This window comes from Enterobacter sp. AC1 (assembly GCF_050434705.1).
GTDB classification, from domain to species: Bacteria; Pseudomonadota; Gammaproteobacteria; order Enterobacterales; family Enterobacteriaceae; genus Enterobacter; species Enterobacter cloacae_L.
The window spans coordinates 608,564-632,019 of sequence record NZ_JBNDIZ010000002.1; the positions used below are offsets into that span (position 1 = coordinate 608,564).

Here is a 23,456-nt window from a genome sequence, read left to right on the forward strand (position 1 = left end):
GACGCGTGGATGAACTGACGAAACAGCTTTGCACCAGCAGCTTCGCGAAAGACAACGGCATCCTGTACTGGAACGACGCGGTCTACATCCGCGACGATGTGCCCGCGTTCGCCCTGCTGGAGATGCGCCGGGTGCTGGGGCGCGCCTTCGTGCCCGAGACGCTGAGCGCTGACGCGTTCGATGAAATGCTGGCCAAAATCTGGCAGCAGAACAGCGGCGTCTCGCAGCAGCTGGTGGACGACATGGATGCGGATATCGATCTGATGGCGTTAACCGAGGAGATCCCGGACAACGAAGATCTGCTGGATAACGACGAAAACTCGCCGGTGATCCGCCTGATCAACGCCATTCTCGGCGAGGCGGTGAAAGACGGCGCATCGGATATCCATATCGAAACCTTTGAGCGCACGCTGAGCATCCGTTTTCGCGTTGACGGCGTGCTGCGCCCGGTGCTGCAGCCTGCGCGCAAGCTCGCGCCGCTGCTGGTGTCGCGTATTAAAGTGATGTCGAAGCTCGACATCGCCGAAAAGCGTCTGCCGCAGGATGGCCGTATCTCCCTGCGCATCGGCCGCAAGGCGATCGACGTGCGCGTGTCGACCATTCCGTCACAGTACGGCGAGCGCGTGGTCATGCGTCTGCTCCATAAGAGCAATCTGAAGCCGGACATCAACAAGCTCGGACTCATCGATGAAGAGCTGGAAAAACTGAAAGGGCTGATTGGTCGCCCCCACGGCATTATCCTGGTCACCGGACCGACAGGTTCCGGTAAAAGTACCACCCTGTACGCCATTCTGTCGGCGCTGAACGGGCATGAACGCAACATTCTTACCGTCGAAGATCCGATTGAATACGAGCTGGAAGGGGTGGGGCAGACGCAGGTCAACCCGCGCGTGGACATGACCTTTGCCCGCGGCCTGCGCGCTATTTTGCGTCAGGACCCGGACGTGGTGATGATCGGGGAAATTCGTGACGGCGAAACCGCGCAAATTGCGGTGCAGGCGTCGCTCACCGGTCACCTGGTCATGTCTACGCTGCACACCAACAGTGCGGCGGGGGCCATCACCCGCCTGCGGGATATGGGCCTCGAGTCCTTTTTGATCGGTTCGTCGCTACTCGGCGTCATTGCCCAGCGTCTGGTGCGTCGACTGTGTCCGCACTGCCGTACCACCAGTCCGCTGGATGACAATGAAAAAGCGCTGTTTAGCTTTATGGATACGCCGCCGAAGGCCATCTATCGCGCCGTCGGCTGCGAGCACTGCCGCCAGAGCGGGTATCAGGGACGCGCGGGCATTCACGAGTTTCTGGTGGTCGACAGCACCATGCGCCGGGCCATTCATGAAGACAAAGATGAAATGTCCATTGAAACCGAGCTTTTTAAACAGGCCTACAGCCTGCGCGAAAACGGCCTGATGAAGGTCATCAGCGGCGTCACTTCGCTGGAAGAGGTGATGCGCGTGACCGCCGAGCGTGGAGGCGATGAATAATGGCTTTCTACGCGTGGACCGCCACCGATGCCGCAGGAAAAACCCAGCGCGGCACGCTGCAGGCGGAAGGACCAAAGCAGGTTCGCCAGTCGCTGCGCGAGCAGAAGCTGATGCCGCTCACCATCACCGAAACCGATGAAAACGCGGCCAGCGCAAAAGCCAAAACTGGAGCCAAACTCTCTGTGCCGGTGCTGTCGATGTTTACCCGTCAGCTGTCGACGCTGGTCAATGCGTCGCTGCCGCTGGAAAGTGCCCTGAAGGCAATTTCGAAGCAGACGGAAGACAAAAAGCTGGCGGCGATGGTGGTCGACATTCGCGAGAGAGTGGTGGAAGGCCATACCCTCTTTGACGCCTTCAGCCAGTTCCCGCGCACCTTCGACAAGCTCTACTGCACGCTGGTGATGGCCGGGGAGAAAACCGGCCACCTGGGCGACGTGCTGGAGAAGCTGGCGGAGTACAACGAGCAGCGTCAGAAGATGAAAAGCAAGCTCACCCAGGCGATGGTCTACCCGATTACCCTGACGGTGGTCGCCGTAGCGGTTATCAGCATCCTGCTGGTGGCGGTGGTGCCGCAGGTGATCGAGCAGTTCGTGCATATGAAGCAGCAACTGCCGATCACCACCCGCACGCTGATCGCGGTGAGCGATTTTCTGCAGGCGTACGGGATCTATATTGCCGGAGGCCTGTTTGGCGCGGCTGTCGGCTTTAAGGCGTGGGTGAAGAAAAAGGCGAACCGTTTTCGCTGGAACAGCTGGCTGGTGAACGGCTCGCCGATCAAAAAGCTGGTCTGTGCCATCAACAGCGCGCGCTATATCCGCACGCTCAGCATTCTGCAGGCCAGCAGCGTTCCGCTGCTCGAGGGGATGTATATCGCGATGGACGGGATCGAAAACCTCTATGCCCGGCAGGTGCTGGAGCAGGCGGCAGATACCGTGCGTCAGGGGGCGTCCCTGTATAACGCGCTGGACCAGGCGAAGCTTTTCCCGCCAACCATGCTGTACATGATTGCCTCCGGCGAAGAGAGCGGGGAATTAGGTTCATTAATGGCTCGCGCCGCGGAAAACCAGGAGTCGGCATTACAGCATCGCATTACGTTAACACTGTCGGTCTTTGAACCGGCACTGGTGGTGACAATGGCGACAGTCGTTTTATTTATCGTACTGTCAATATTACAACCGCTTCTTCAGCTCAATAATATGGTGGGTTAAATATGTCCTTAAAAAGAAATAGCCTGAAACGTCAGGCCGGGTTTACGTTGCTCGAATTAATGGTGGTCATCGTTATTCTTGGCGTCCTTGCCAGTATGGTGGTGCCCAATTTAATGGGGAATAAAGAAAAGGCTGATGCCCAGAAAGCCACCAGCGATATCGTGGCGCTGGAAGGTTCGCTGGATATGTACAAGCTGGATAACCACCGTTATCCCACAACAGAGCAGGGGCTGCAGGCGCTGGTGACCAAACCTGAAATCGCGCCTATCCCGAAAAACTACCGTGACGATGGCTATATTCGCCGCCTGCCGGAAGATCCGTGGGGCAATGATTATATTCTGGTCAGCCCTGGTGAACATGGCGCGGTAGATGTTTTCTCTGCGGGTCCGGATGCCGAAGCCAATACGGCTGATGATATTACCAACTGGTCTTTAGATAAAAAAGAGAAGTAATGAATAAGCAACGTGGGTTTACCTTGCTGGAAATTATTCTGGCGCTGGTGATATTTGCCAGCTGCGCCATGATGGTGGTGTCGACTATTCCCTCGCGCAGCGGAGCGGATATTTTCGGTCAACAGTTAAAAGCCCTCGTTGAATATGGTTCAGACCGTGCGGTGATGGACGGCAATATCGTCGGGCTGGTGGTCACCACGTCTGAATATCAGCTGGTGACATGGGCCAAAAAAGACGGTGAGCGTCACTGGGAGCCGTTGACCGCCGGGCGCATCGTCACCCATGGCCAGTTCCCGGAAGAGATGCACGTCTCGCTGTCGCCTCAGCGCATTGCTGCCACGACTGACACCGCCCCGCAGATTGTCTTTTTGCCGGACGGCGAAATCAGTCGTTTCACGCTTTCACTGCAGAGTGTCGACAAAAAGCAGCGCTTTAGCGTGGTGTCGCAGGGGGCATCACCGGTATCGGTAGAGAACGATGACTAAATGCAAAGAACAGGGGATGACCCTGCTGGAAGTGATGGTCGCGCTGGTCATCTTCTCCACCGCCGCGCTGGCGCTGATGAACTCCGTCTCGCTGAACGTGCGCTTCACCCATGGCCTGGGCGAGTCGCTGCAGGCGAGCTGGGTGGCGGAAAACCAGCTGGCGGAGGCAAAACTGAATAACGCGCCGTTCCCCGATGCCCTGCAGACGGGCACGGAGACGATGGGCGGACGAAACTGGACCTGGCGCAAGCAGCGGGTAAAAACCGCGGAAAATCGCTTTGCCGATGAGCTGCGGGTGTATGCCGAGGGCGATGAAGATAAGCCGGTGATTACCCTGCAGGTGATGGAACCCGGAGAGGCAAAATGAGTAAGCACGCTCAGCGTCAGCAGGGCTTTACGCTGCTGGAGATCATGATTGCGCTGACCATCTTTGCGGTCATCAGCCTGCTTGCCTGGCAAATCCTTGACGGGGCGATGCGTACGTCGAACGCCACCGACGTGGCGGCGACTCGCTTAAACCAGCTTCAGCGTGCCTATAACCTGCTGGAGCGGGATTTCTTCCAGCTTCAGGCGCGCGCCCCGCGCAACGAGCCTGACGTATTTGTCCAGAGCAAAGACGGCCTGGCGCTGACCACGCTGAACGGCGTGAGCGGAGAGGTTCAGCTGGAGCGCGTGCGCTGGCGGTTAAAAGATAAAACGCTGTGGCGGGATATCTGGCCGGTCATCGACGGCCCGGCGGATGCGGAGCCGGAAAAGGTGCCGATCCTCAGCGATATTAAAGCGATGTCGTGGCGTTTCTGGAAAGCGAGCTGGCTGGACAAATGGACCGACACGGCGCACCAGCCGGAGGGCGTAGAGGTGCTGCTGACCATGGAGAACGGCGATACCTGGCGCTGGGTGTTTACCACCCCGGGGGACCTGCCGATTGCTCCAGCGGCACCCGCAGAACAATCGCCAGCGGCGCCGACCGATGCGGCGACGCCTGCGCAAGCCCAGCCGACACCGGCCCCGTCAGGAGAAAACAAATGAACGGAAAATCGGTTCGGAAACAGCGCGGTGTCGCGCTGCTGGTGGTGCTAATTTTGCTGGTCATGATGTCGGCCCTGGCGGCCAAAATCAGCCAGCAGTTCTGCCGCAATCTGCAGAAAACCCGCTATCAGGTGAGCCAGCAGCAGCTGCGCTGGACCATTCAGAGCCAGCAAAAAACAATAGAAGATCGGCTCCAGACGTATGCCAGCGGCGAGAGCCAAGGGCTCTCGCCGAAGGGCGAATGGGCAGATCCGGTGGAAACCGACGGTGAAAATTACACTGTGGTGAGCCAGGCTGAGGATGCCCAGACCTGCTTTAACGTCAATAACCTGCTGGCGGCGGATCAGACGCCCGCGGTACAGACCGCAGGCGCCCTGCCGGAAAAACCGGTGAAGGAGCGCATCGTCGAGCAGCTTCTGACCGACAGCGGCATTTCTGCGGGGGACGCTGAAGAGATTTACCAGCAGCTGCTGGACTATCTCGACGGCGATATCACCACGGCAAAAGAGGGGCTGGAGACGGATGCCTGGGCGGGTGTGGAGCCTGCGCGGCAGCCCGCGAATCAGATGATGCGCATTCCGGGCGAGATCAAGCTGCTGCCCGCGTTTCCGCAGGCGGCCTGGGGCAAGGTCAGCAAAGTGCTGTGCGCCTTGCCCGACAGCGCCAGCAAGGTGGACGTGAATACGTTGACCGGGGAACAGGCGCCGCTGCTGGCCGCGCTGTTTATCGGTTCGCTGAGCGAGGACGAGGCCGCCCGCCTGATTGCTTCCCGCCCCGAAGAGGGCTGGGAGTCGATGGAGGCGTTCCTGAAAGAGCTTGAGACAAATTATCCGCAGACCAAAGACGCCCTCAAGCAGGTTCAGGCGTTACTTGCGGTGAACAGTCATTATTTCCGGGTCAACAGTACCGGCAATACCGATGATTTAACGCTGCGCGTCGTCAGCCAGCTTCATGTTGATAATGAAGCCGGGAAGGTGATTACCTGGCAACGTCGCTACCGAATGGTTGAATAACACAAGACGAACTCTATGAAACAGGTGCTTTTTATTCGTCCCGACACGCACGAGGACGGGAACATAATGTGGTGCGAGTCCGGTAGCGACCAGGTGGGACAACGCCAGGGACTGGCGTCACTGGCGGAACTCGCCGGTCACGCGCTCGCCGCACGGGTATGTCTGTTACTCCCGGCCAGCGAAACGATATTCCGTCACTTCACACTGCCTAAAAAAGGCAGCGTCGAATTCTCCTGGCTGGCAGAGGAGACGCTGATTGGCGACGTGGACACGCTTCACTGGACGGTGCTCAACAAGAAAGGGCGGGACGTTGACGCGGTGGCCATTGAGTCTGCGCGTCTGCAGTACTGGCTTGACCGCTGCGCCGATGCCGGATTGACGGTAGTGCAGGTGCTGCCGGATGCGATCCTTCTGCCGGTGGCCGAGGGCGGGAGCACGCTGGTTTCCACCGACAGCGGCTACTGGATGCGCTACTCGCCGTTTGGTGCCTGTGAAACCGACGCCGCGCTGCTGCCGCTGCTGCTGAGCCAGCAGCGCACAGGCGACATTGTCTGCTACGGCGATGCGCCAGCGGGCGTGCAGGTGGATGAGCAGCTGGCCTGGCAGCATCCGCTGGTGCTGATCCAGCCGCAGTGGAAGCGCTGCAAAGCCAATCTGCTGCACGGTGAATTTTCAGCCAAAGGCGAGCGCGCCGGTTTCCGCCATGCGAAATCGGCCATTGCCGCCGCGGCACTGCTGAGCCTGGGGCTGCTGATTGGCCCCCGCGTCGGCATGGCCTGGATGCTGAGCAGCCAGGAAAATCTGGCCCAGCGGCAGATGGTTGAGCTGGCCCAGCACTACTTCCCGACGCTGCGCCAGACCACTAACCTGAAATACCACTTCGGGCAGAACATTAAGAAAGAGAAGAAAGGATTCTTTCTTCAGCTGGACGCGCTGGATCAGGTTAAGCAATCGCTCCCTTCTGTCGAGCTGAGCGAAGTGGGATACGACGACGCGCAGAATCAGCTCACGCTGAACATCAGTTCGATGGATCCCACGGCGCTGCAGGCGTTCGTTAATAAGGCGAGCGACATTTTCGACTTTACGCTGCAGCCGGTCTCCAGTGAAGCGCCTTATACCGCTATCATCACAGGGAAATATAAATGAAAGAGAAAATTGGCCAATTAAAAGCTCGCTATCTGCGCTACAGCCCGCGCGAGCGTAATCTGTTTAAGCTGTGCGGCGCGGCGCTCTGCTGCGCCATTATCTGGTACGGGGTAATAGCGCCTCTAGATAATATTATTAAAAATGAGCAAAGCACGCTGCAGAAACAAAAGCAGACCCTGAACTGGATGCGTGAGGAAATTAATAAAAACCACCTTCAGGCCAAAGTATTAAAAACCAGTAACCCACGAAGCGTGGTGGAAGAGAGCGCCAAAGAGATCCACGTTGCGCTGAGCAATATTCAGCAGGACGGTCAATCTATGTCGTTTAATATCGAGCGGATAAACGTGTATGAACTGAAGAACTGGCTCAGAGAGGTGAACTTAACCTCCGGCGTGCGCCTGGAAAAAATGGATCTTACCCCGGTGGATCGCCTCAGCGACGTGAAGGCGCAGATTAAACTCTCGTGGACGAAAGCGGCATGAGCCCGCTGACGCTGCTTCAGGGCAGCCAGATGCCCGCCCTGTGCCTCCTGAGCGGCGCGCTTGGCGGCATTATCGGCAGCTTTCTTGGCGTGGTGGTCGAACGCATTCCTCCACTCATCAACGAAGAGGAGGGCGCCGGAAACCTGCTGTTTCCGGCATCCCACTGCCCCGCGTGTTTCCACGCGCTCTCCTGGTGGGAAAACATTCCTGTACTGAGCTGGTGCTGCCTGCGCGGACGCTGCCGTTGCTGCCAGACCGCGATCCCGCTGCGCCTGCTGTTGCTTGAGCTTTCCAGCGCCCTGTTTTTTGCCCTGACGGCGGCGTTCGCCCCGTCTGCGGCCGCGCTGATTTCGCTGTGGGTTCTCTGGTGCGGGCTGCTGCCGCTGGCGACGATAGACGCGAAGCACCTGCTGCTGCCGGATTGTCTGACGCAGCCTCTGCTGTGGGCGGGGCTGTTAAATCATGCGATTTTTCAGGCCCTACCGTTGTCGGATGCCCTGTACGGCGCGGCGGCGGGTTACCTGTCGCTGTGGCTGATCTACTGGGCGTTTCGCCTGACCACCGGTCGTGAGGGATTGGGCTACGGTGATTTTAAACTGCTGGCCGCGCTCGGGGCGTGGTGCGGCTGGCAGGCATTGCCTTCATTATTGCTGGCGGCAGCATTAAGCGGTATCGCATTGTATTTTCTTTTTTATAAAGCGGTTAAAGAAAATAGCGTTATTCCGTTTGGTCCCATGTTGTCACTGGCTGGTTTGGCTATTTTTATGCTTCAGACTCTGCAATTCACATTCTGATTTGCGCGGTCAAGTTTTTTCTGAAATTTTTTCGACAAGGGAATGACAGGATTTTTTTAAATTCTCGCAGTATTCTAATAAACATAAGCTGTAAGAATTATCGCTCATGTTTTTATAGGGAGGGTATTTTCGCGTACTACATGTTTTGTACAAATAAATATTATCCGCTGTTTTATTGAAATAGCTTATTCACGACTCGCCCATGTTATATGGAATACATGGTTATTTAAATTTTCACAAATAATGTTATCAGGAATTAATAATGAAATTTATGAAGCCTAAATATCTGGCACTCTTTGTTGCGGCTGTCTCCGGCACCGCGTTCGCCGCAGCGCCAGGTACGCCTTCAATCAGCAGTGGTAATGATAAGTTTGCCCTCGTTGAAATAGACCAGGCCGCGCAGGATTACGGCACGCTCGTCAAAGTGCACAACGATGGTGTGGACGTGAAAGTTGAGTGGAACGTCTGGAGCGGCGATGCGCCGACAACCGGTAAAGTTCTGCTCGACGGTCAGACCGTATGGTCTGGCGCAGCCGGTGCATCCGGTTCCGCGACCTTCAAGGTGAAAAAAGGTGGCCGCTATCAGGAGCAGGTTGAACTCTGTAACGCCAGCGGATGTTCCAAAAGCGCAAGCAAGCTGATTATCGTTGCGGATACCGACGGTAGCCACCTGCTGCCGCTGAATACCGCTCTGCAGGAAAATAACAAAACGTTCGCAAAACATACCGATAAAGTGGTTGGCGCTTACTTCCCTGAGTGGGGCGTCTACGGACGTAACTTCCCGGTTGATAAAATCCCGGCCTCTAACCTGAACCACATCCTGTACGGCTTCATCCCAGTCTGTGGCGGTGACGGCATTAACGACGGTCTGAAAACCGTTGAAAACGGCAACAGCTTCGCCGCGCTGCAGCGCGCGTGCGCTGGCCGCCAGGACTTCACCGTGGCGATCCACGACCCGTGGGCAGCGCTGCAGAAACCGCAGTCCGGCGTGTCTAACTGGGACGACCCGTACAAAGGTAACTTCGGCCAGCTGATGGCGCTGAAAAAAGCGCATCCAGACCTGAAAGTGCTGCCATCCATCGGCGGCTGGACCATGTCCGATCCGTTCTACAAAATGAACGATACCGCCATCCGCGCACGCTTTGTTGCCTCTGTTAAAGACTTCCTGAAAACCTGGAAATTCTTTGACGGCGTGGATATCGACTGGGAATTCCCGGGCGGCGGCGGCGTGAACGAAGCGCTGGGTAACGCTCAGCAGGATAAAACCACCTACACCGCGCTGATGCACGATCTGCGCACCATGCTGAACGAACTGTCAGCGGAAACCGGTCGCACCTATGAGCTGACCACGGCAATTGGTTCCGGTAAAGATAAGATTGAAGACGTGGACTACACCACCGTCCAGCAGTACCTCGACCATATCTTCCTCATGAGCTACGACTTCTACGGTGCATGGAGCAACACCGAGCTGGGTCACCAGGCGGCGCTGCATGCACCAGCATGGCGTCCGGAGACTAACTACACCACCTCTAACGGCGTTGACGCGCTGCTGGAGCAGGGCGTACAGCCAGGCAAGATCGTTGTGGGTGCGGGCATGTACGGCCGCGGCTGGACAGGTGTACACGGCTATACCGGCGATAATCCGTTCACCGGTACCGCAACGGGCGCGGTGAAAGGCACCTGGGAACCGGGCGTGGTTGACTATCGTCAGATTGTGAACGAGTACAAAGGCAAGCCAGGCTGGGAATACGGTTATGACGCGGATGCGGAAGCACCGTACGTCTTTAACAAATCCACCGGGGACCTGATCTCTTATGAAGATGCCCGTTCAACGACTGCGAAAGGTAAGTACGTGCTGGCGAAAAACCTGGGGGGTCTGTTCTCCTGGTCTATCGATTCCGATAACGGCGATATCCTGAACGCGATGAACGAAAGCCTGCTGGGTAGCTCAACGCCAGAGCCTGTTGTGACCAACCATGCGCCAGTTGCGGCTGCAGCGGATCAGTCCGTGACCGGTCCGGCAAGCGTTACCCTGGATGGTTCAGCGTCTACCGATCCTGATGGCGATGCAATCACCTACAAATGGACCCAGATCTCTGGTCCATCCGTCACGCTGACCAACAGCAACAAAGCGAAAGCGACCTTCTCCGTTGGCGCGGTCACCAGCAATCAGACGCTGGCATTCCGTCTGACCGTAACCGATACGAAAGGCCTGAGCAGCACCGCTGACGTTCAGGTTCTGAACAAAGCTCCGAAGGCAAACCAGACACCAGTGGTTAACCAGATGCAGGCTGTGACCCTGGAAGCAGGCCAGTCTTATACCCTGAACGTGCAGGCTGCAGATCCAGACGGTGATGCGCTGACATATACCTGGAGCATCCCATCCGATATGCACGCCACGGGTACCAATACCTCAAGCGTACAGATCGCTGCGCCAGAAGTGAGCTCAGAATCGACTTACACCCTGAGCGTGGTGGTGAGCGATGGTAAAACCAGCGTACAGTCTAACGTACAGGTTACCGTCACGCCGAAGGCAACGCCTGTGGTACCTGACGAAGACACCAATCCGGCTGACGAAGGGACTACTCCGTCAGACGAAGGGACGGCAACGGGCAGCTGCGATAACCCGGTTGATGCCAATGCCAGCAAATATGCGGCATGGGACTCCAGCAAAGTCTACAACAACGGCGATATGGTAAGCGCTGATAATCTGGTCTGGAAAGCGAAGTACTGGACTCAGGGCAACAAACCAGGCTTTGGTGCAGATGCATGGGAACTGGTCAGCCAGGTGAAAATGAACTGGCGTGCTGACACCGTCTACAACGGCGGCGACAAGACGACTTACCAGGGCTTCGAGTACCGCGCAAAATGGTGGACTCAGGGCGACAAACCAGGTAACAGCGATGTATGGATGAAAGAAGGCGCGTCAGCTGACTGCAAATAATCTTCTGAACCTGAAATTGTGGGTGTGATATCCGCCCACAATTACAGACCACACCCCGCTTCGGGTGTGGTCTGTAACCAAAATATTTAACAGGACGTGTTTGAGGAGAAATAAAACGTACCACCGCAGGTGAATAATGAAGCGATTACTGTTGCTGTTATTAATATTAAGCCAAAGCGCATTGGCGAATTGCTGGGATAAAGCAGCGCATTATTATCATGTTGACCCTTATTTACTTTATGCCATTGCGAATGTGGAATCAGGAATGAATCCCTACGCCGTCGGGACAAATCATGACGGGACGCATGACGTAGGATTAATGCAAATAAACAGCTCGCACTTCGCGGAGCTTGAACGACACGGTATCAGCGAACGTAGACTGATGACTGAACCTTGTACCTCCATTATGGTGGGCGCATCAATTCTGTCAGGCATGATTAACGTCTACGGATATAACTGGGAAGCCGTGGGCGCCTATAACGCCGGGATTAAAAAAGAAAATTATCCAAAGCGTATGGTGTATGCCCATAAAGTCTGGGCCAGGTATCAGCAATTAAAATCTGTTGCACGCGAAAGAAATGACTGGTGAGTTTTTTCTTTTTTGAAGCGTACCGCTAAGTAGGCTTCAGAAAGTGAAAAACAGCTGTGAGAAGTTTATTAATTAATGGATTAATAAATAAACTGGGATTTTATTTTAAACCATCGAATTAACAGGAATAACCGAAATGAATAAAAGGACATTACTGAGCGTGTTGATTGCGGGTGCATGCATTGCACCTGTTATGGCTCAGGCCACCATGTTGAAGGCAGAAAGCAGCGAGCCTTACACCATGAAAGCCAGCGATCTGGCGAAAAAGGAAAAAGAGCTGACTGATTTCCCCCTGATGCAGTCCGTGAAGGATACCATCCGCACGCTGGACAACGCTTCAGTTGAGCAGATTGAGCCAGGCCGCGCGTCCAACCCGGCTAACGTTAAACGCGTTGAAGGGATCCTGAAAGAGAGCGACTGGGAATACCTGTTCCCGCTGCGTGCGAAGGACTACAGCTACAGCAACTTCCTAAAAGCGGTGGGTAAATTCCCGGCGCTGTGCGACACCTACAAAGACGGCCGCGACAGCGATGCCATCTGCCGTAAAGCGCTGGCAACCATGTTTGCCCACTTTGCGCAGGAAACCGGCGGTCACGAAAGCTGGCGCCCGGAAGCCGAATGGCGTCAGGCGCTGGTCTACGTGCGCGAAATGGGCTGGAGCGAAGGCCAGAAGGGCGGCTATAACGGCGAATGTAATACCGACGTCTGGCAGGGTCAGACCTGGCCGTGCGGTAAAGACAAAGACGGCGATTTCCTGAGCTACTTCGGCCGCGGCGCGAAGCAGCTGTCCTACAACTATAACTACGGTCCGTTCTCCGAAGCGATGTACGGCGACGTTAAAGTTCTGCTGGAAAAACCAGAGCTGGTGGCGGACACCTGGCTGAACCTGGCGAGTGCGATCTTCTTCTTTGCCTACCCACAGCCGCCAAAACCAAGCATGCTGCAGGTTATCGACGGCACCTGGCAGCCGAACGATCGCGACAAGGCTAACGGCCTGGTCCCTGGCTTCGGCGTAACCACCCAGATCATCAACGGCGGCGTTGAGTGCGGTGGCCCGACGGAAATTGCGCAGTCCCAAAACCGCATCAAGTACTACAAAGAGTTCGCCAACTACCTGAAAGTGCCTGTACCGGCTGACGAAGTGCTGGGGTGTGCGAACATGAAGCAGTTCGACGAAGGCGGCGCGGGCGCACTGAAGATCTACTGGGAACAGGACTGGGGATGGAGCGCGGATACGCCTGACGGCAAAACCTACTCTTGCCAGCTGGTGGGCTACCAGACGCCATTCAGCGCGTTTAAAGACGGCGATTACACCAGGTGTGTACAGAAATTCTATAAAGTGAATATCGTGAATGACGATGGTTCAGCAACCACGCCGGATAAAATCCCTGTTACGCCGACGCCGGTGCCGGACGAAACTCCAACGCCAGTACCGGATGAAACGCCAGCAGCGGTAAACCATGCGCCAGTGGCGCAGATTGCGGGTCCAATCGGTGCCGTTGAAGCGGGTGCGCAGGTTTCTCTGAGCGCGGAAGGTTCTACCGACGAAGACGGTAACAAATTGACCTACACCTGGCGTTCCCAGGACGGCCAGACCGTTACCGGCGATGACAAAGCGGTTGTGACCTTTACCGCGCCAGAAGCGGCGACGGCTCAGCAGTACGAAGTGAGCCTGACCGTTAGTGATGGTGAGCTGAGCAACAGCACCACCTACCTGCTGAACGTGAAAGCGAAAGAAGCGGCTCCGTCTCAGGATGAGGGTACTTCCGGCGATTACGCAGCATGGAGCGCGAACAGCAAGTACAAGGCAGGCGATATCGTGAACAACCACGGTAAACTGTTCCAGTGCAAACCGTTCCCGTACAGCGGCTGGTGTAACAACGCCCCGGCATACTATGAACCAGGCGCAGGTCTGGCATGGTCTGAAGCCTGGACGGCTCTGTAAAAGCAAAACGGCAACCTTCGGGTTGCCGTTTTCGTGTTTTCTCCCTCTCCCTGTGGGAGAGGGCTGGGGTGAGGGCATCAGGCCGCACCTGACTGACTACCGATGCAACTTCCCATGATCCCGCAGCCACGCCGCCGTGCGTACAATCCCTTCATCCAGCGTCACAATCGGCTTATACCCCAGCTCATTCTCCGCGCGCGAAATATCCAGCGTGAAATCAAAATTAAGCTTTGATACCCCATAGTGGGTCAGCGCCGGCTCTTTGGCCGTTTTACTGCCAAAACGCTCCATGCTGCGGGCGATCATATCCAGCATCGGATAAGGCACCGAACGGATACGGCAGTTGATCTGCAGCTCGTCGATCAGGCGCTGCACAATACTGCGAAGCGTGCAGGGCTCGCCGTTGGTGATGTTGTAGGCGCGACCGGAAATCAGCTTATCGCAGTCCGGCTGGCTCGCCAGCCACATGGCGTGGACCGCATTTTCGTAATAGGTCATATCCACCATGGCATCGCCGCCGCGCGGCAGCAACACGCTGCCGTAGTGGTGCATCATCTGCGCCAGACGCGGAATAAACACTTTGTCGTGAGGCCCGAACAGGCTCTGCGGGCGCAGCACCGTAAAGCGGGTATGCGGGTTCGACTGCGCCAGCAGGTCAATCACCTCTTCGCTGGCCGCCTTGCTGCGGGCAAACTCACAGGCAAAACGGGCCGGACGGAAATCTTCCTGCACGTCACGATGGTGGTGATAGTCGAAATAGAGCGACGGAGACGAGATATGAATAAAGTTACGCACGCCCCAGGCGACAGCCCATTCGCCCAGACGGCGGGTTGCCCGCACGTTGGCGAGATCAAAGGCTTCCTGGGTACCCCACGGGGAGGTGAAACTGGAGCAGTGCCACAGCGTATCGATACCGGCGAGCATCACTTTTGCCTGAGAGGAAACCAGCTCCGTCAGGTCGGCATGGACGAACTCTGCGCCCATTTTTTGCAGCAGCTTCCCCATCGCTTCGTTGCGACCGGTAGCCCTGACGCTGATGCCCTTGTTGCGCAGAAATTCGACCGCATTTCGGCCTAAGCCGCTGGTCGCCCCGGTAACCAGTACCTTCATATCAATCCACTGTGTTGAAAAGAATTTCGTGCGCATTCTTTCGTGAATTACGGCGCTATGCAATGGGAAAGGTGAAAGAAAGAGAGTTTTATTTAGATCTTTTCCGTCTTTTGTTCTGCCAGTTGCGCAATCCGCTTTGCCATCCCGCGGAAGATAAACAGGTGCGCGGGGATCATGAACAACCAGTAGAACAGACCGGGCATCCCGTGCGGATGCCACCATGCGCGGACGTCCAGTTCACGACGATCGCCTTTGTCTTTCAGGGTAAAGCAAAGACGGCCCAGCCCGGGGGCTTTCATGCCGAACAGCAGCGCCAGCTGTTTTTCCGGTTCGACGATGATGACCTTCCAGCTGTCGACCGCATCGCCCACTTCAAGATACGGGCGAGCAGGGCGGCCTTTTGCCAGCCGGTGGCCCACCAGCAGATCCATCGCCCCGCGGGTTTGCCAGAGCAGGTTGCCGAAGAAATACCGCTCTTTGCCGCCAATCTGGTTCACCACCTCCCACAGCGCGGCCAGGCTGGCCGTGGTTTCCACCGTGCAGCCCGCCTGTTTCGGGTAATAACCGTACTCCGGCCGCCAGCGGGCAAACGCCTGGGCGTCGTAACCCCAGTCGCTGGAGTTCACCAGCTGCTCTTCTTCTTTGAGCGTGTTGCGCACGGCATCGTCAAAGCGGATCAATGCCTGGGGAATTAAGGCGCGAAGCGCGCGATCGTCTGCCAGCAGGTCGTGCTTCAGCCCCTGGATCAGCGCTTTGGCGGTCGTCGGGGGCACAGAAGTAATCACATTCAAAAACCACACTGAGATCCAGCGGGTCGGGAAGGGGATGGGGATCAGCCAGCGGCGGCGGCCGCTGACGCGCATAAAGTGTTCGAACTGCTCCTGGTAGCTCAGCACTTCCGGGCCGGCGGCCTCCAGCACGCGGTGCTGATCCGCCGGATGATCCAGCAAGGCCACCAGATAATGCAGGAGATTCTCCAGCGCAATCGGCGTGGTGCGCGAACGGACCCAGCGCGGCGGCGTGAGCACCGGCAGGTTGTAGACTATATCGCGCATCACTTCGAAGGCGGCGGACCCGGCGCCGACGATAATGCCGGCGCGCAGTTCGGTGACGGGAATGTTCGCACCGCGCAAGGTGTCAGCGGTCAGCTGGCGCGCGCGCAGATGGTCGGACTGCTCGTTTTCGGGAGCCTGCAGCGAGCTTAGGAAGATCACCTGCTTAACCGGCACTTGCAGCAGAGCATCACGGACGTTCATCGCCACCTGACGCTCGTGGGCGATAAAATCGCCGCCTTCACCCATGCTGTGGACCAGGTAGTAAAGCGTATCGACCCCGTCCAGCAGCGCTGGCAGCGCGACTGGCCAGTTGAGGTCGACGTTGTGGCAGGTCACGCCGGACAGGTTTTGCTTTTGCAGGCGCTCGGTGTTGCGTGCCGCTGCCAGCACCTGATGTCCCTGCTGGCTTAACGCCGTGGTCAGATGCTGACCGATATATCCGCTGGCGCCAAGCACCAGAATACGCTGCGGCACGTGATGCTCCTTAACGCTGTAAAAAGGCCTGCCAGTGTTTCGCCACGTCCGCCAGCTGTTCGCGGCTCACGTCGAGATGCATCACCAGACGCACAACGGGTGACGCGTTGATCAGTACGCCACGCGCTTTCATATATTCGCCAAGCGCAGCGGCGTGGTCATCGCCCACGCGAACGAACAGCATGTTGGTGTCGTGGCGCATCACGTCGGCGCCAATTTCTCGCAGCTGCGACGCCATCCACGCGGCGTTGTCGTGATCGTCCTTCAGACGCGTGACGTTATTCTTCAGCGCGTACAGACCCGCCGCCGCCAGGATGCCGGCCTGGCGCATGCCGCCGCCGGTCATCTTGCGCCAGCGGTTGGCGCGCTTGATGTAGTCCGCACTGCCGACCAGCAGGGAACCCACGGGCGTGCCCAGCCCTTTCGACAGGCAGATGGTGAACGAGTCACAGTATTGCGTAATCTCTTTCAGCTCGCAGCCGTACGCCACCACGGCGTTGAAGATGCGCGCGCCGTCCACGTGCAGCCCGAGCTTGCGCTCGCGGGTGAACTCCCACGCCGCTTTCAGGTATTCGCGCGGCAGGACTTTGCCGTTGTGGGTGTTTTCAAGGCTGAGCAGCCTGGTGCGGGCGAAGTGGATATCGTCGGCTTTGATTTTTGCGGCGACCTTGTCGAGAGGAAGCGAGCCGTCCGGCGCGGCGTCAATCGGCTGCGGCTGAATGCTGCCGAGCACCGCCGCGCCGCCTGCTTCATACAGGTAGTTATGCGCACCCTGGCCGACAATGTACTCTTCACCGCGCTCGCAGTGGCTGAGCAGCGCGACCAGGTTAGCCTGCGTGCCGGTGGGCAGGAACAGGGCCGCTTCCTTGCCGCTCAGTTCAGCCGCGTAGCGCTGCAGCTCGTTTACCGTCGGGTCATCGCCGTAGACGTCGTCCCCGACCGGGGCGGCCATCATCTCTTCGAGCATGGCGCGACTCGGGCGGGTAACGGTATCACTGCGTAAATCGATCATGGCATGTCCTTATTATTAAAAAGGCGATGCCAGATGTTTTACCTGAGCCAGTTGGTTTTTGCCAGTTCGATCACCTCATCGCCGCGCCCGCTGATGATGGCGCGCAGCATATACAGGCTAAAGCCTTTGGCCTGCTCAAGCTTGATCTGCGGCGGGATCGCCAGCTCCTCTTTGGCGACGACCACATCCACCAGCACCGGACCGTCGATGGAGAAGGCGCGCTGCAGGGCTTCATCCACCTCAGAGGCTTTCTCCACGCGAATACCGGTAATGCCGCAGGCCTCGGCGATGCGCGCGAAGTTGGTGTCGTGCAGCTCGGTGCCGTCCGTCAGATAGCCGCCGGCCTTCATCTCCATCGCCACAAAGCCCAGCACGCTGTTGTTAAAGACCACGATTTTGAGCGGCAGCTTCATTTGTACGACCGACAGGAAATCCCCCATCAGCATGCTGAACCCGCCGTCGCCGCACATTGCCACCACCTGACGCTCTGGCTCTGTCGCTTTTGCCCCCAGCGCCTGCGGCATGGCGTTGGCCATCGAGCCGTGGTTGAACGAGCCGAGCAGGCGGCGTTTGCCGTTCATCTTGAGATAGCGCGCCGCCCAGACGGTTGGCGTGCCCACGTCGCAGGTAAAGATGGCATCGTCGTCAGCAAAATGGCTGATCTGCTGGGCCAGGTACTGCGGGTGAATGGCTTTGTCGCTCGGTTTGGCGAGATCGTCCAGCCCCTTGCGGGCATCGCGATAGTCGCTCAACGCCTTATCGAGGAACTTGCGGTCCGTTTTTTCTTCCAGCAGCGGCAGCAGGGCGGCAAGGGTGGATTTGATGTCGCCCACCAGCGCCATATCGACCTTGCTGTGCGCCCCGATACTGGCCGGGTTGATATCAATCTGAATGATTTTGGCATCCGCCGGATAGAACGGACGATACGGGAACTGGGTGCCGAGCAGGATTAACGTGTCGGCGTTCATCATGGTGTGGAAACCGCTGGAAAAACCGATCAGCCCGGTCATGCCCACGTCATAGGGGTTGTCGTACTCGACGTGCTCTTTGCCGCGCAGGGCATGAACAATCGGGGATTTCAGCTTGCCGGCAAATTCAAGCAGCTCCTTGTGCGCGCCTGCACAGCCGCTGCCGCACATCAGGGCGATATTGCTGGAGTAGCGCAGCAGCTGAGCCAGCTTTTTCAGCTCTTCTTCGGCAGGCGTAACCACCGGCTGTGGCGCGTGGTACCAGTGCGTGCTGGCCCCATCAGGCGCAGCCTTGAGGGCCACGTCGCCCGGGATAACGACCACCGATACGCCGCGGTTCAGCACCGCCTTGCGCATGGCGATTGCCAGCACCTGCGGGATCTGCTCCGGGGATGAAACCAGCTCGCAGTAGTGGCTGCATTCACGGAACAGCTCCTGCGGATGCGTCTCCTGAAAATAGCCGCTGCCGATTTCGGAAGAGGGAATATGGGCGGCAATTGCCAGCACCGGCACGTGATTGCGGTGGCAGTCGAACAGACCGTTGATCAGATGCAGGTTGCCCGGCCCGCAGGACCCGGCGCAGACGGCCAGTTCACCCGTGAGCTGCGCTTCGGCACCGGCGGCAAAGGCGGCGACCTCTTCATGACGGGTGGGCATCCATTCAATGGTTTTCATCTTGTTGAGGCTGTCGCTCAGTCCGTTAAGGGAATCGCCGGTGACGCCCCAGATACGTTTTACGCCCGCCTGTTCGAGGGTCTTCGCTATGTATGCAGCCACGGTTTGTTTCATGGGTGTCCATCTCCTTTTTGTGATATCGCTTACAAGCTTAGAAGAAAGTCTCTTTCTTGCCCGGTTTTCCCCCTCATTAAAAGGTGGTTTTCAAAGGTCTTGCTTCGGCATAATCTGGCTGGACATTGGGTGAAAACAGGAATCATTTCAAATGGTTAAATCATTGTTAATTGCTGTTAATGAAAAGCTATCGTGCGACGATCTCGGCAAACTCTTGTTACGACTTGCCGTCGGCGGGCTGATGCTGTTTCACGGTTTGCACAAGCTATTCGGCGGCGTGGGGTTTATCAGCGGCATGCTGGTGGAAAAAGGCTTGCCGGGGTTTATCGCCTACGGCGTGCTGATTGGCGAAGTGGTGGCACCGATCCTGATTATTGTCGGCCTCTTTACGCGCCCGGCGGCGCTGGTGCTGGCCTTTACGATGATCGTGGCATGGCTGATGGTGGGCACGGGCAAAACCTTTGCGCTGGATGCCGTAGGGGCCTGGGCGATTGAAAGCCTGGTGTACTTCTTTATCGGCTCGCTGGCCGTCGCGTTTTTAGGGGCAGGGCGGTACGCGGTGGGGAAAGGTACCGCGTGGCGATAGGGTGGTTGCAGGTCGGGTAAACGCAGTGCCACCCGACAAAAAGCCCGGTGGCGCTGACGCTTACCGGGCCTACGATCGAACAATTAACGTTTATCGTTTATGCGAGGACCAGGTCCCCCTGCGGATGACATGAGCACGCCAGCACATAACCCTCGGCAATTTCCGCATCCGTCAGCGTCATGGTGCTGGTGACGGTGTAGTCACCGGAGACCACTTTCATCTTACAGCAACCGCACACGCCCGCACGGCAGGCTGCGACCACCGGCACCTTGTTGCTTTCCAGCGCCTCCAGCAGCGTGGTGCCCACGCGGCCAAAGAAGGTTTGCGCTGGCTGAAGTTTGGTGAACTTAATGCCGCTGGTTGCCGCTTCCGCTGCCGGCGTGAAGAACTGCTCTTTGAAGAAGCGGGTCACGCCGAGCGCTTTCACTTCCTCTTCCACGATAGCCATGTACGGCGCCGGGCCGCAGGTCATCACGGTACGGTTCGCGATATCCGGCACGCTTTGCAGCAGCTCGCGGCTCAGGCGCCCCGCGACAAAACCGTGCGTCGCGTTGTGTTCTGCCACCAGCGTCACCGGATAGTTGCGCCATTCATCGGCAAAAATCACGTCTTCCGGTGAACGCACGCTGAAGATCACCTGCACGTCGGCCTGAGGGCGATTTTTCGCCAGCCAGCGGCGCATCGACATAATCGGCGTCACGCCACAGCCCGCCGCCAGCAGCAGGAATTTATCGTCTGTTTTGTCGTCACAGGTGAACTCGCCCTGGGCGTCGGACAGCCAGATATAATCCCCGCGCTTCACGTCCCGGGTCAGCCACTGCGAGCCTGCGCCGTCATCAATACGGCGGACGGTGAGCGTGATGTACTCGCTCACGCCCGGCGTTGAGGAGATCGTGTAGGCGCGCAGGGTGTCCGCCGCGTTGCGAATGCTGACCAGCGCATACTGGCCTGCACGGTAGGGATAGTAGTCGTGGCACAGCAGTGACAGCGTCCACACATCCGGCGTCTCCTGATGGATGTGGTGAACCTGCATCCGCCACGGACATTGTGAGGTTGGCATGGTCATGAATAACTCCTTACGCGCTCAGCAGCTGCTTCATATCATCTTCAACGTTGGTCACGGAACGCAGGCCGAATTTCTCGTTCAGCACCGCCAGCAGGTCCGGCGTCAGGAAGCCCGGCGCCGTCGGGCCGGTCACGATGTTGGTTACGCCGAGAGAAAGCAGGGTCAGCAGGATGACAATCGCTTTCTGCTCAAACCATGAAAGCACCAGCGACAGCGGCAGATCGTTTACGCCGCAGCCCAGTTTTTCCGCCAGGGTAACGGCAAGAACGATCGCCGAGTAAGCATCGTTACACTGACCGGCATCCACCAGACGCGGCAGGCCTTCGATGTTGCCGAAGTCCAGCTTGTTGAAGCGGTATTTACCGCACGCAAGCGTCAGGATCAGGCAGTCTTCCGGCACGCGGGTGGCGAAATCGGTGAAGTAGTTACGCTCACCGCGCGCGCCGTCGCAGCCGCCAATCAGGAAGATGTGGCGCAGCTTTTCGCGGCTGACGAGGTCAATCAGCGAATCTGCGGCGCCGAGCAGGGTTTCACGACCGAAGCCCACGGTGATGAGGTGCGGGATCTCGCTGTACGGGAAGCCCGCCATCTGCTGCGCCTGCGCAATCACCGGGCCGAAATCGTCACCTTCGAGGTGGCTCACGCCCGGCCAGCCGACGATGCTGCGGGTCCAGATGCGGTCATCATACGCGCCGACGGTAGGGTCGATGATGCAGTTAGAGGTCATCACGATAGGGCCAGGGAAGCGGGCGAACTCGACCTGCTGATTCTGCCAGCCGCTGCCGTAGTTACCGATCAGATGCTTAAATTTACGCAGCTCCGGGTAACCGTGCGCCGGCAGCATTTCGCCGTGGGTATAAACGTTAACGCCGGTGCCTTCGGTTTGCTTCAGCAGGTTGTAGAGATCTTTCAGGTCATGACCGGAAATCAGGATGCACTTGCCTTCGGTCGCCTTGACGTTGACCTGGGTGGGCGTTGGGTGGCCGTAGGTGCTGGTTTCACCGGCATCCAGAATGCTCATCACGCGGAAGTTCATCTGGCCGATTTCCATTGAGCATTCCAGCAGCGCGTTCATATCGGCAGGCCAGGTACCCAGCCACGCCATGATGTTGTGGTACTGCGCGTAAATCTCATTGTCGTACTGACCCAGAACGTGCGCGTGCTCCATATACGCCGCAGCGCCCTTCAGGCCGTACAGGCACAGCAGGCGCAGGCCGAGAATGTTCTCGCCAATTGCCGCTTTGTCTTTGTTTGGGGTGAATTCTGCCGCCTGACGCTGCAGGTCGCCCAGATCGTCGCTCACCAGCTGGAGTTCTGACATCGGGTTGTCCACGCGGGCGCCGGCATCCGCCTTCAGGCACTGTGCCTTCAGCGCTTCACGCAGGGCGATAGCCTCGCGGGCATACCCGACGATGCGCGGGGAATCGAAGTTGACGTTAGTCAGCGTGGAAAAAAATGCGCGCGGGGCGAAGCTGTCAACGTAGTGGTCGACGATGCCGAACTCGCGGGCTTTGAATGCCCATGCGGAAAGGCCTTGCAGGGCAGCAATCAGCAGGTCCTGCAGGTCAGATGTTTCTGCGGTTTTGCCGCACATACCCTGTGCGTAAGAGCAGCCATTGCCTGCCGGAGTACGGATGGTTTGTTCACATTGCACACAAAACATAATCACACCTGTTAAAGTTATATTTAATATACATGTTTAAGGTTATGCTCGTGCCGGAACGGTGAAAAGGGCTTTCTGCCACAAAATAGAGGGAGATTGATTTAGCGCAATTTTGGCGGCAGGTTCGCTACCGCCAAAGCAGTATCAGGCTGAGAAGAAGGCCATCAGAACGGGAACCAGCAGGCTTAAAATAAAGCCGTGAACGATAGCGGCGGGCACCATCTCCAGCCCACCTGAACGCTGTAATACCGGCAGGGTAAAGTCCATCGACGTCGCGCCACACAGCCCCAACGCGGTAGAGCGGCTGCGGCGTACCAGACCCGGGATCAGCATGATGGCAATCAATTCGCGCGCAAGGTCATTGAAGAAAGCGGCGCTGCCAATGACCGGACCGAACGATTCGGTCAGAAGAATACCGGAGAGGGAGTACCAGCCAAAACCTGACGCCATGGCCAGGCCGGTTTTCAGCGGCAGGTCGAGAATAACGGCATTAATCACGCCTGCGACCATTGAACTGGCGACGACGACAATGGCGACTATCATTCCCCGGCGGTTGAGGACAATCTGTTTCAGCGTCATGCCATTATTTCGCAGCTGAATACCAATCAGGAACAGCAGGAAGATCAGGGTATATTCGCTGGCCTCCGTGGCGTGCTGTAAAAATGACCATCCGGTAAGGCCCAGCAGAAAACCGAGCAGCACGACGCCGCAGAGTTTTAATGATTCCAGCGCCATCGCAATACGGGAAGGGAGTTTTTCCTGTTGATGGTTATTTTTCCAGGGAATAGTGCGTTCCAGCCAGAACAGTGCGGCAATATTGCACAGCAAAATAACCACCACGGTGACGACGGAATAATGGAGGATGGAGAGTAAATTCGCGGACAGGTTATCCAGGAAGGCCAGGCTTATCCCCATAAAGAAAAGAATAACGTAGACAATCCAGCTCAGGAATCGATTAATAAGCCTTAATGCGGATTCACGATGCAGCGGAATAAGGTAGCCCACGATCAGGGGCAGCAGAATGATGAGGAGTCCTGAAAACATGAACAGCCGGTCCTTTTGAGTATCTGTTAAGCGCCAGAGACACTACCCAATAAAGGCTGTTCAGTAAAGCGGCAAAAAAAAGCCGGGTGGCGCTAACGCTTACCCGGCCTGTGTGTGC

The 23,456-nt window shown here is 57.3% G+C and carries 21 protein-coding genes; 14 read left to right on the forward strand and 7 right to left on the reverse strand.

The features are described from left to right. The first annotated feature begins 5 nt into the window (after nt 1–5). The 13 genes from gspE (at nt 6) to M2433_RS07860 (ending at nt 13,571) form a co-directional block, all read left to right on the forward strand. Nucleotides 6–1,484, forward strand: coding sequence for a type II secretion system ATPase GspE (gspE, locus tag M2433_RS07800; RefSeq protein ID WP_429053249.1), 1,479 nt, complete (start codon nt 6–8; stop codon nt 1,482–1,484). After that, the gene (gene gspF, locus M2433_RS07805) at nt 1,484–2,692 is read left to right on the forward strand and encodes a type II secretion system inner membrane protein GspF (RefSeq protein WP_429053248.1); all 1,209 of its coding nucleotides are present in this window, start codon (nt 1,484–1,486) and stop codon (nt 2,690–2,692) included. The genes gspE and gspF overlap by 1 nt, the downstream gene beginning before the upstream one ends. Nucleotides 2,693–2,694: 2 nt before the next feature. Continuing rightward, nucleotides 2,695–3,144 (forward strand): type II secretion system major pseudopilin GspG, encoded by a 450-nt coding sequence (gene gspG / locus M2433_RS07810; protein ID WP_059310662.1) that lies wholly within the window; start codon nt 2,695–2,697, stop codon nt 3,142–3,144. Further along, nucleotides 3,144–3,629, forward strand: coding sequence for a type II secretion system minor pseudopilin GspH (gspH, locus tag M2433_RS07815; protein ID WP_063955634.1), 486 nt, complete (start codon nt 3,144–3,146; stop codon nt 3,627–3,629). Before gspG ends, gspH begins: the two co-directional genes overlap by 1 nt. After that, the gene (gene gspI, locus M2433_RS07820) at nt 3,622–3,996 is read left to right on the forward strand and encodes a type II secretion system minor pseudopilin GspI (protein ID WP_429053246.1); all 375 of its coding nucleotides are present in this window, start codon (nt 3,622–3,624) and stop codon (nt 3,994–3,996) included. Before gspH ends, gspI begins: the two co-directional genes overlap by 8 nt. Next, nucleotides 3,993–4,658, forward strand: a complete 666-nt coding sequence (gene gspJ / locus M2433_RS07825) for a type II secretion system minor pseudopilin GspJ (RefSeq protein WP_429053245.1) — start codon at nt 3,993–3,995, stop codon at nt 4,656–4,658. The genes gspI and gspJ overlap by 4 nt, the downstream gene beginning before the upstream one ends. Then, the gene (gene gspK, locus M2433_RS07830) at nt 4,655–5,671 is read left to right on the forward strand and encodes a type II secretion system minor pseudopilin GspK (RefSeq protein WP_429053244.1); all 1,017 of its coding nucleotides are present in this window, start codon (nt 4,655–4,657) and stop codon (nt 5,669–5,671) included. The genes gspJ and gspK overlap by 4 nt, the downstream gene beginning before the upstream one ends. Nucleotides 5,672–5,686: 15 nt before the next feature. Beyond that, the gene (gene gspL, locus M2433_RS07835; RefSeq protein ID WP_429053243.1) at nt 5,687–6,817 is read left to right on the forward strand and encodes a type II secretion system protein GspL; all 1,131 of its coding nucleotides are present in this window, start codon (nt 5,687–5,689) and stop codon (nt 6,815–6,817) included. Next, entirely contained in the window at nt 6,814–7,299 is a 486-nt protein-coding gene (locus tag M2433_RS07840) for a type II secretion system protein M (RefSeq protein ID WP_429053242.1), read from the forward strand. Before gspL ends, M2433_RS07840 begins: the two co-directional genes overlap by 4 nt. Beyond that, nucleotides 7,296–8,093 carry a prepilin peptidase gene (locus M2433_RS07845; protein ID WP_429053241.1) on the forward strand — a complete coding sequence of 266 codons (798 nt, stop codon included), beginning with the start codon at nt 7,296–7,298 and terminating at the stop codon, nt 8,091–8,093. Before M2433_RS07840 ends, M2433_RS07845 begins: the two co-directional genes overlap by 4 nt. A gap of 262 nt (nt 8,094–8,355) precedes the next feature. Further along, nucleotides 8,356–11,037, forward strand: a complete 2,682-nt coding sequence (locus M2433_RS07850) for a glycosyl hydrolase family 18 protein (RefSeq protein WP_429053240.1) — start codon at nt 8,356–8,358, stop codon at nt 11,035–11,037. A 136-nt stretch (nt 11,038–11,173) separates the two neighbouring features. After that, the gene (gene iagB / locus M2433_RS07855) at nt 11,174–11,626 is read left to right on the forward strand and encodes a type III secretion system invasion protein IagB (RefSeq protein ID WP_429053239.1); all 453 of its coding nucleotides are present in this window, start codon (nt 11,174–11,176) and stop codon (nt 11,624–11,626) included. Between the two features lie 136 nt (nt 11,627–11,762). Continuing rightward, entirely contained in the window at nt 11,763–13,571 is a 1,809-nt protein-coding gene (locus M2433_RS07860; protein WP_429053238.1) for a glycoside hydrolase family 19 protein, read from the forward strand. Between the two features lie 96 nt (nt 13,572–13,667). Here the strand turns inward: M2433_RS07860 and M2433_RS07865 are convergent, their stop codons facing one another. The 4 genes from M2433_RS07865 to poxB form a co-directional block, all read right to left on the reverse strand. Then, nucleotides 13,668–14,681: an NAD-dependent epimerase/dehydratase family protein gene (locus M2433_RS07865; RefSeq protein WP_429053237.1), complete on the reverse strand. Its 1,014-nt coding sequence runs from the start codon at nt 14,679–14,681 to the stop codon at nt 13,668–13,670. A gap of 92 nt (nt 14,682–14,773) precedes the next feature. Further along, nucleotides 14,774–16,210, reverse strand: a complete 1,437-nt coding sequence (locus tag M2433_RS07870; protein WP_429053236.1) for a DUF2867 domain-containing protein — start codon at nt 16,208–16,210, stop codon at nt 14,774–14,776. A gap of 10 nt (nt 16,211–16,220) precedes the next feature. Then, on the reverse strand, nt 16,221–17,222 hold the full coding sequence (gene ltaE / locus M2433_RS07875; RefSeq protein WP_429053235.1) for a low-specificity L-threonine aldolase: 1,002 nt from the start codon (nt 17,220–17,222) through the stop codon (nt 16,221–16,223). Between the two features lie 38 nt (nt 17,223–17,260). Further along, nucleotides 17,261–18,979 (reverse strand): ubiquinone-dependent pyruvate dehydrogenase, encoded by a 1,719-nt coding sequence (poxB, locus tag M2433_RS07880; RefSeq protein WP_429053234.1) that lies wholly within the window; start codon nt 18,977–18,979, stop codon nt 17,261–17,263. Nucleotides 18,980–19,130: 151 nt separating this feature from the next. Between poxB and M2433_RS07885 the strand changes: the two genes are divergently transcribed. Beyond that, nucleotides 19,131–19,565, forward strand: coding sequence for a DoxX family protein (locus tag M2433_RS07885; RefSeq protein ID WP_429053233.1), 435 nt, complete (start codon nt 19,131–19,133; stop codon nt 19,563–19,565). Nucleotides 19,566–19,662: 97 nt separating this feature from the next. Here M2433_RS07885 and hcr read toward each other — a convergent pair whose 3' ends face one another. The 3 genes from hcr to M2433_RS07900 form a co-directional block, all read right to left on the reverse strand. Then, nucleotides 19,663–20,631, reverse strand: coding sequence for an NADH oxidoreductase (gene hcr / locus M2433_RS07890; RefSeq protein ID WP_429053232.1), 969 nt, complete (start codon nt 20,629–20,631; stop codon nt 19,663–19,665). A 10-nt stretch (nt 20,632–20,641) separates the two neighbouring features. Next, complete coding sequence (hcp, locus tag M2433_RS07895) at nt 20,642–22,294, reverse strand: hydroxylamine reductase (RefSeq protein ID WP_429053231.1); 1,653 nt, start codon at nt 22,292–22,294, stop codon at nt 20,642–20,644. A gap of 144 nt (nt 22,295–22,438) precedes the next feature. Then, nucleotides 22,439–23,338, reverse strand: a complete 900-nt coding sequence (locus tag M2433_RS07900; protein WP_429053230.1) for a lysine exporter LysO family protein — start codon at nt 23,336–23,338, stop codon at nt 22,439–22,441. Between the last annotated feature and the right edge of the window lie 118 nt (nt 23,339–23,456).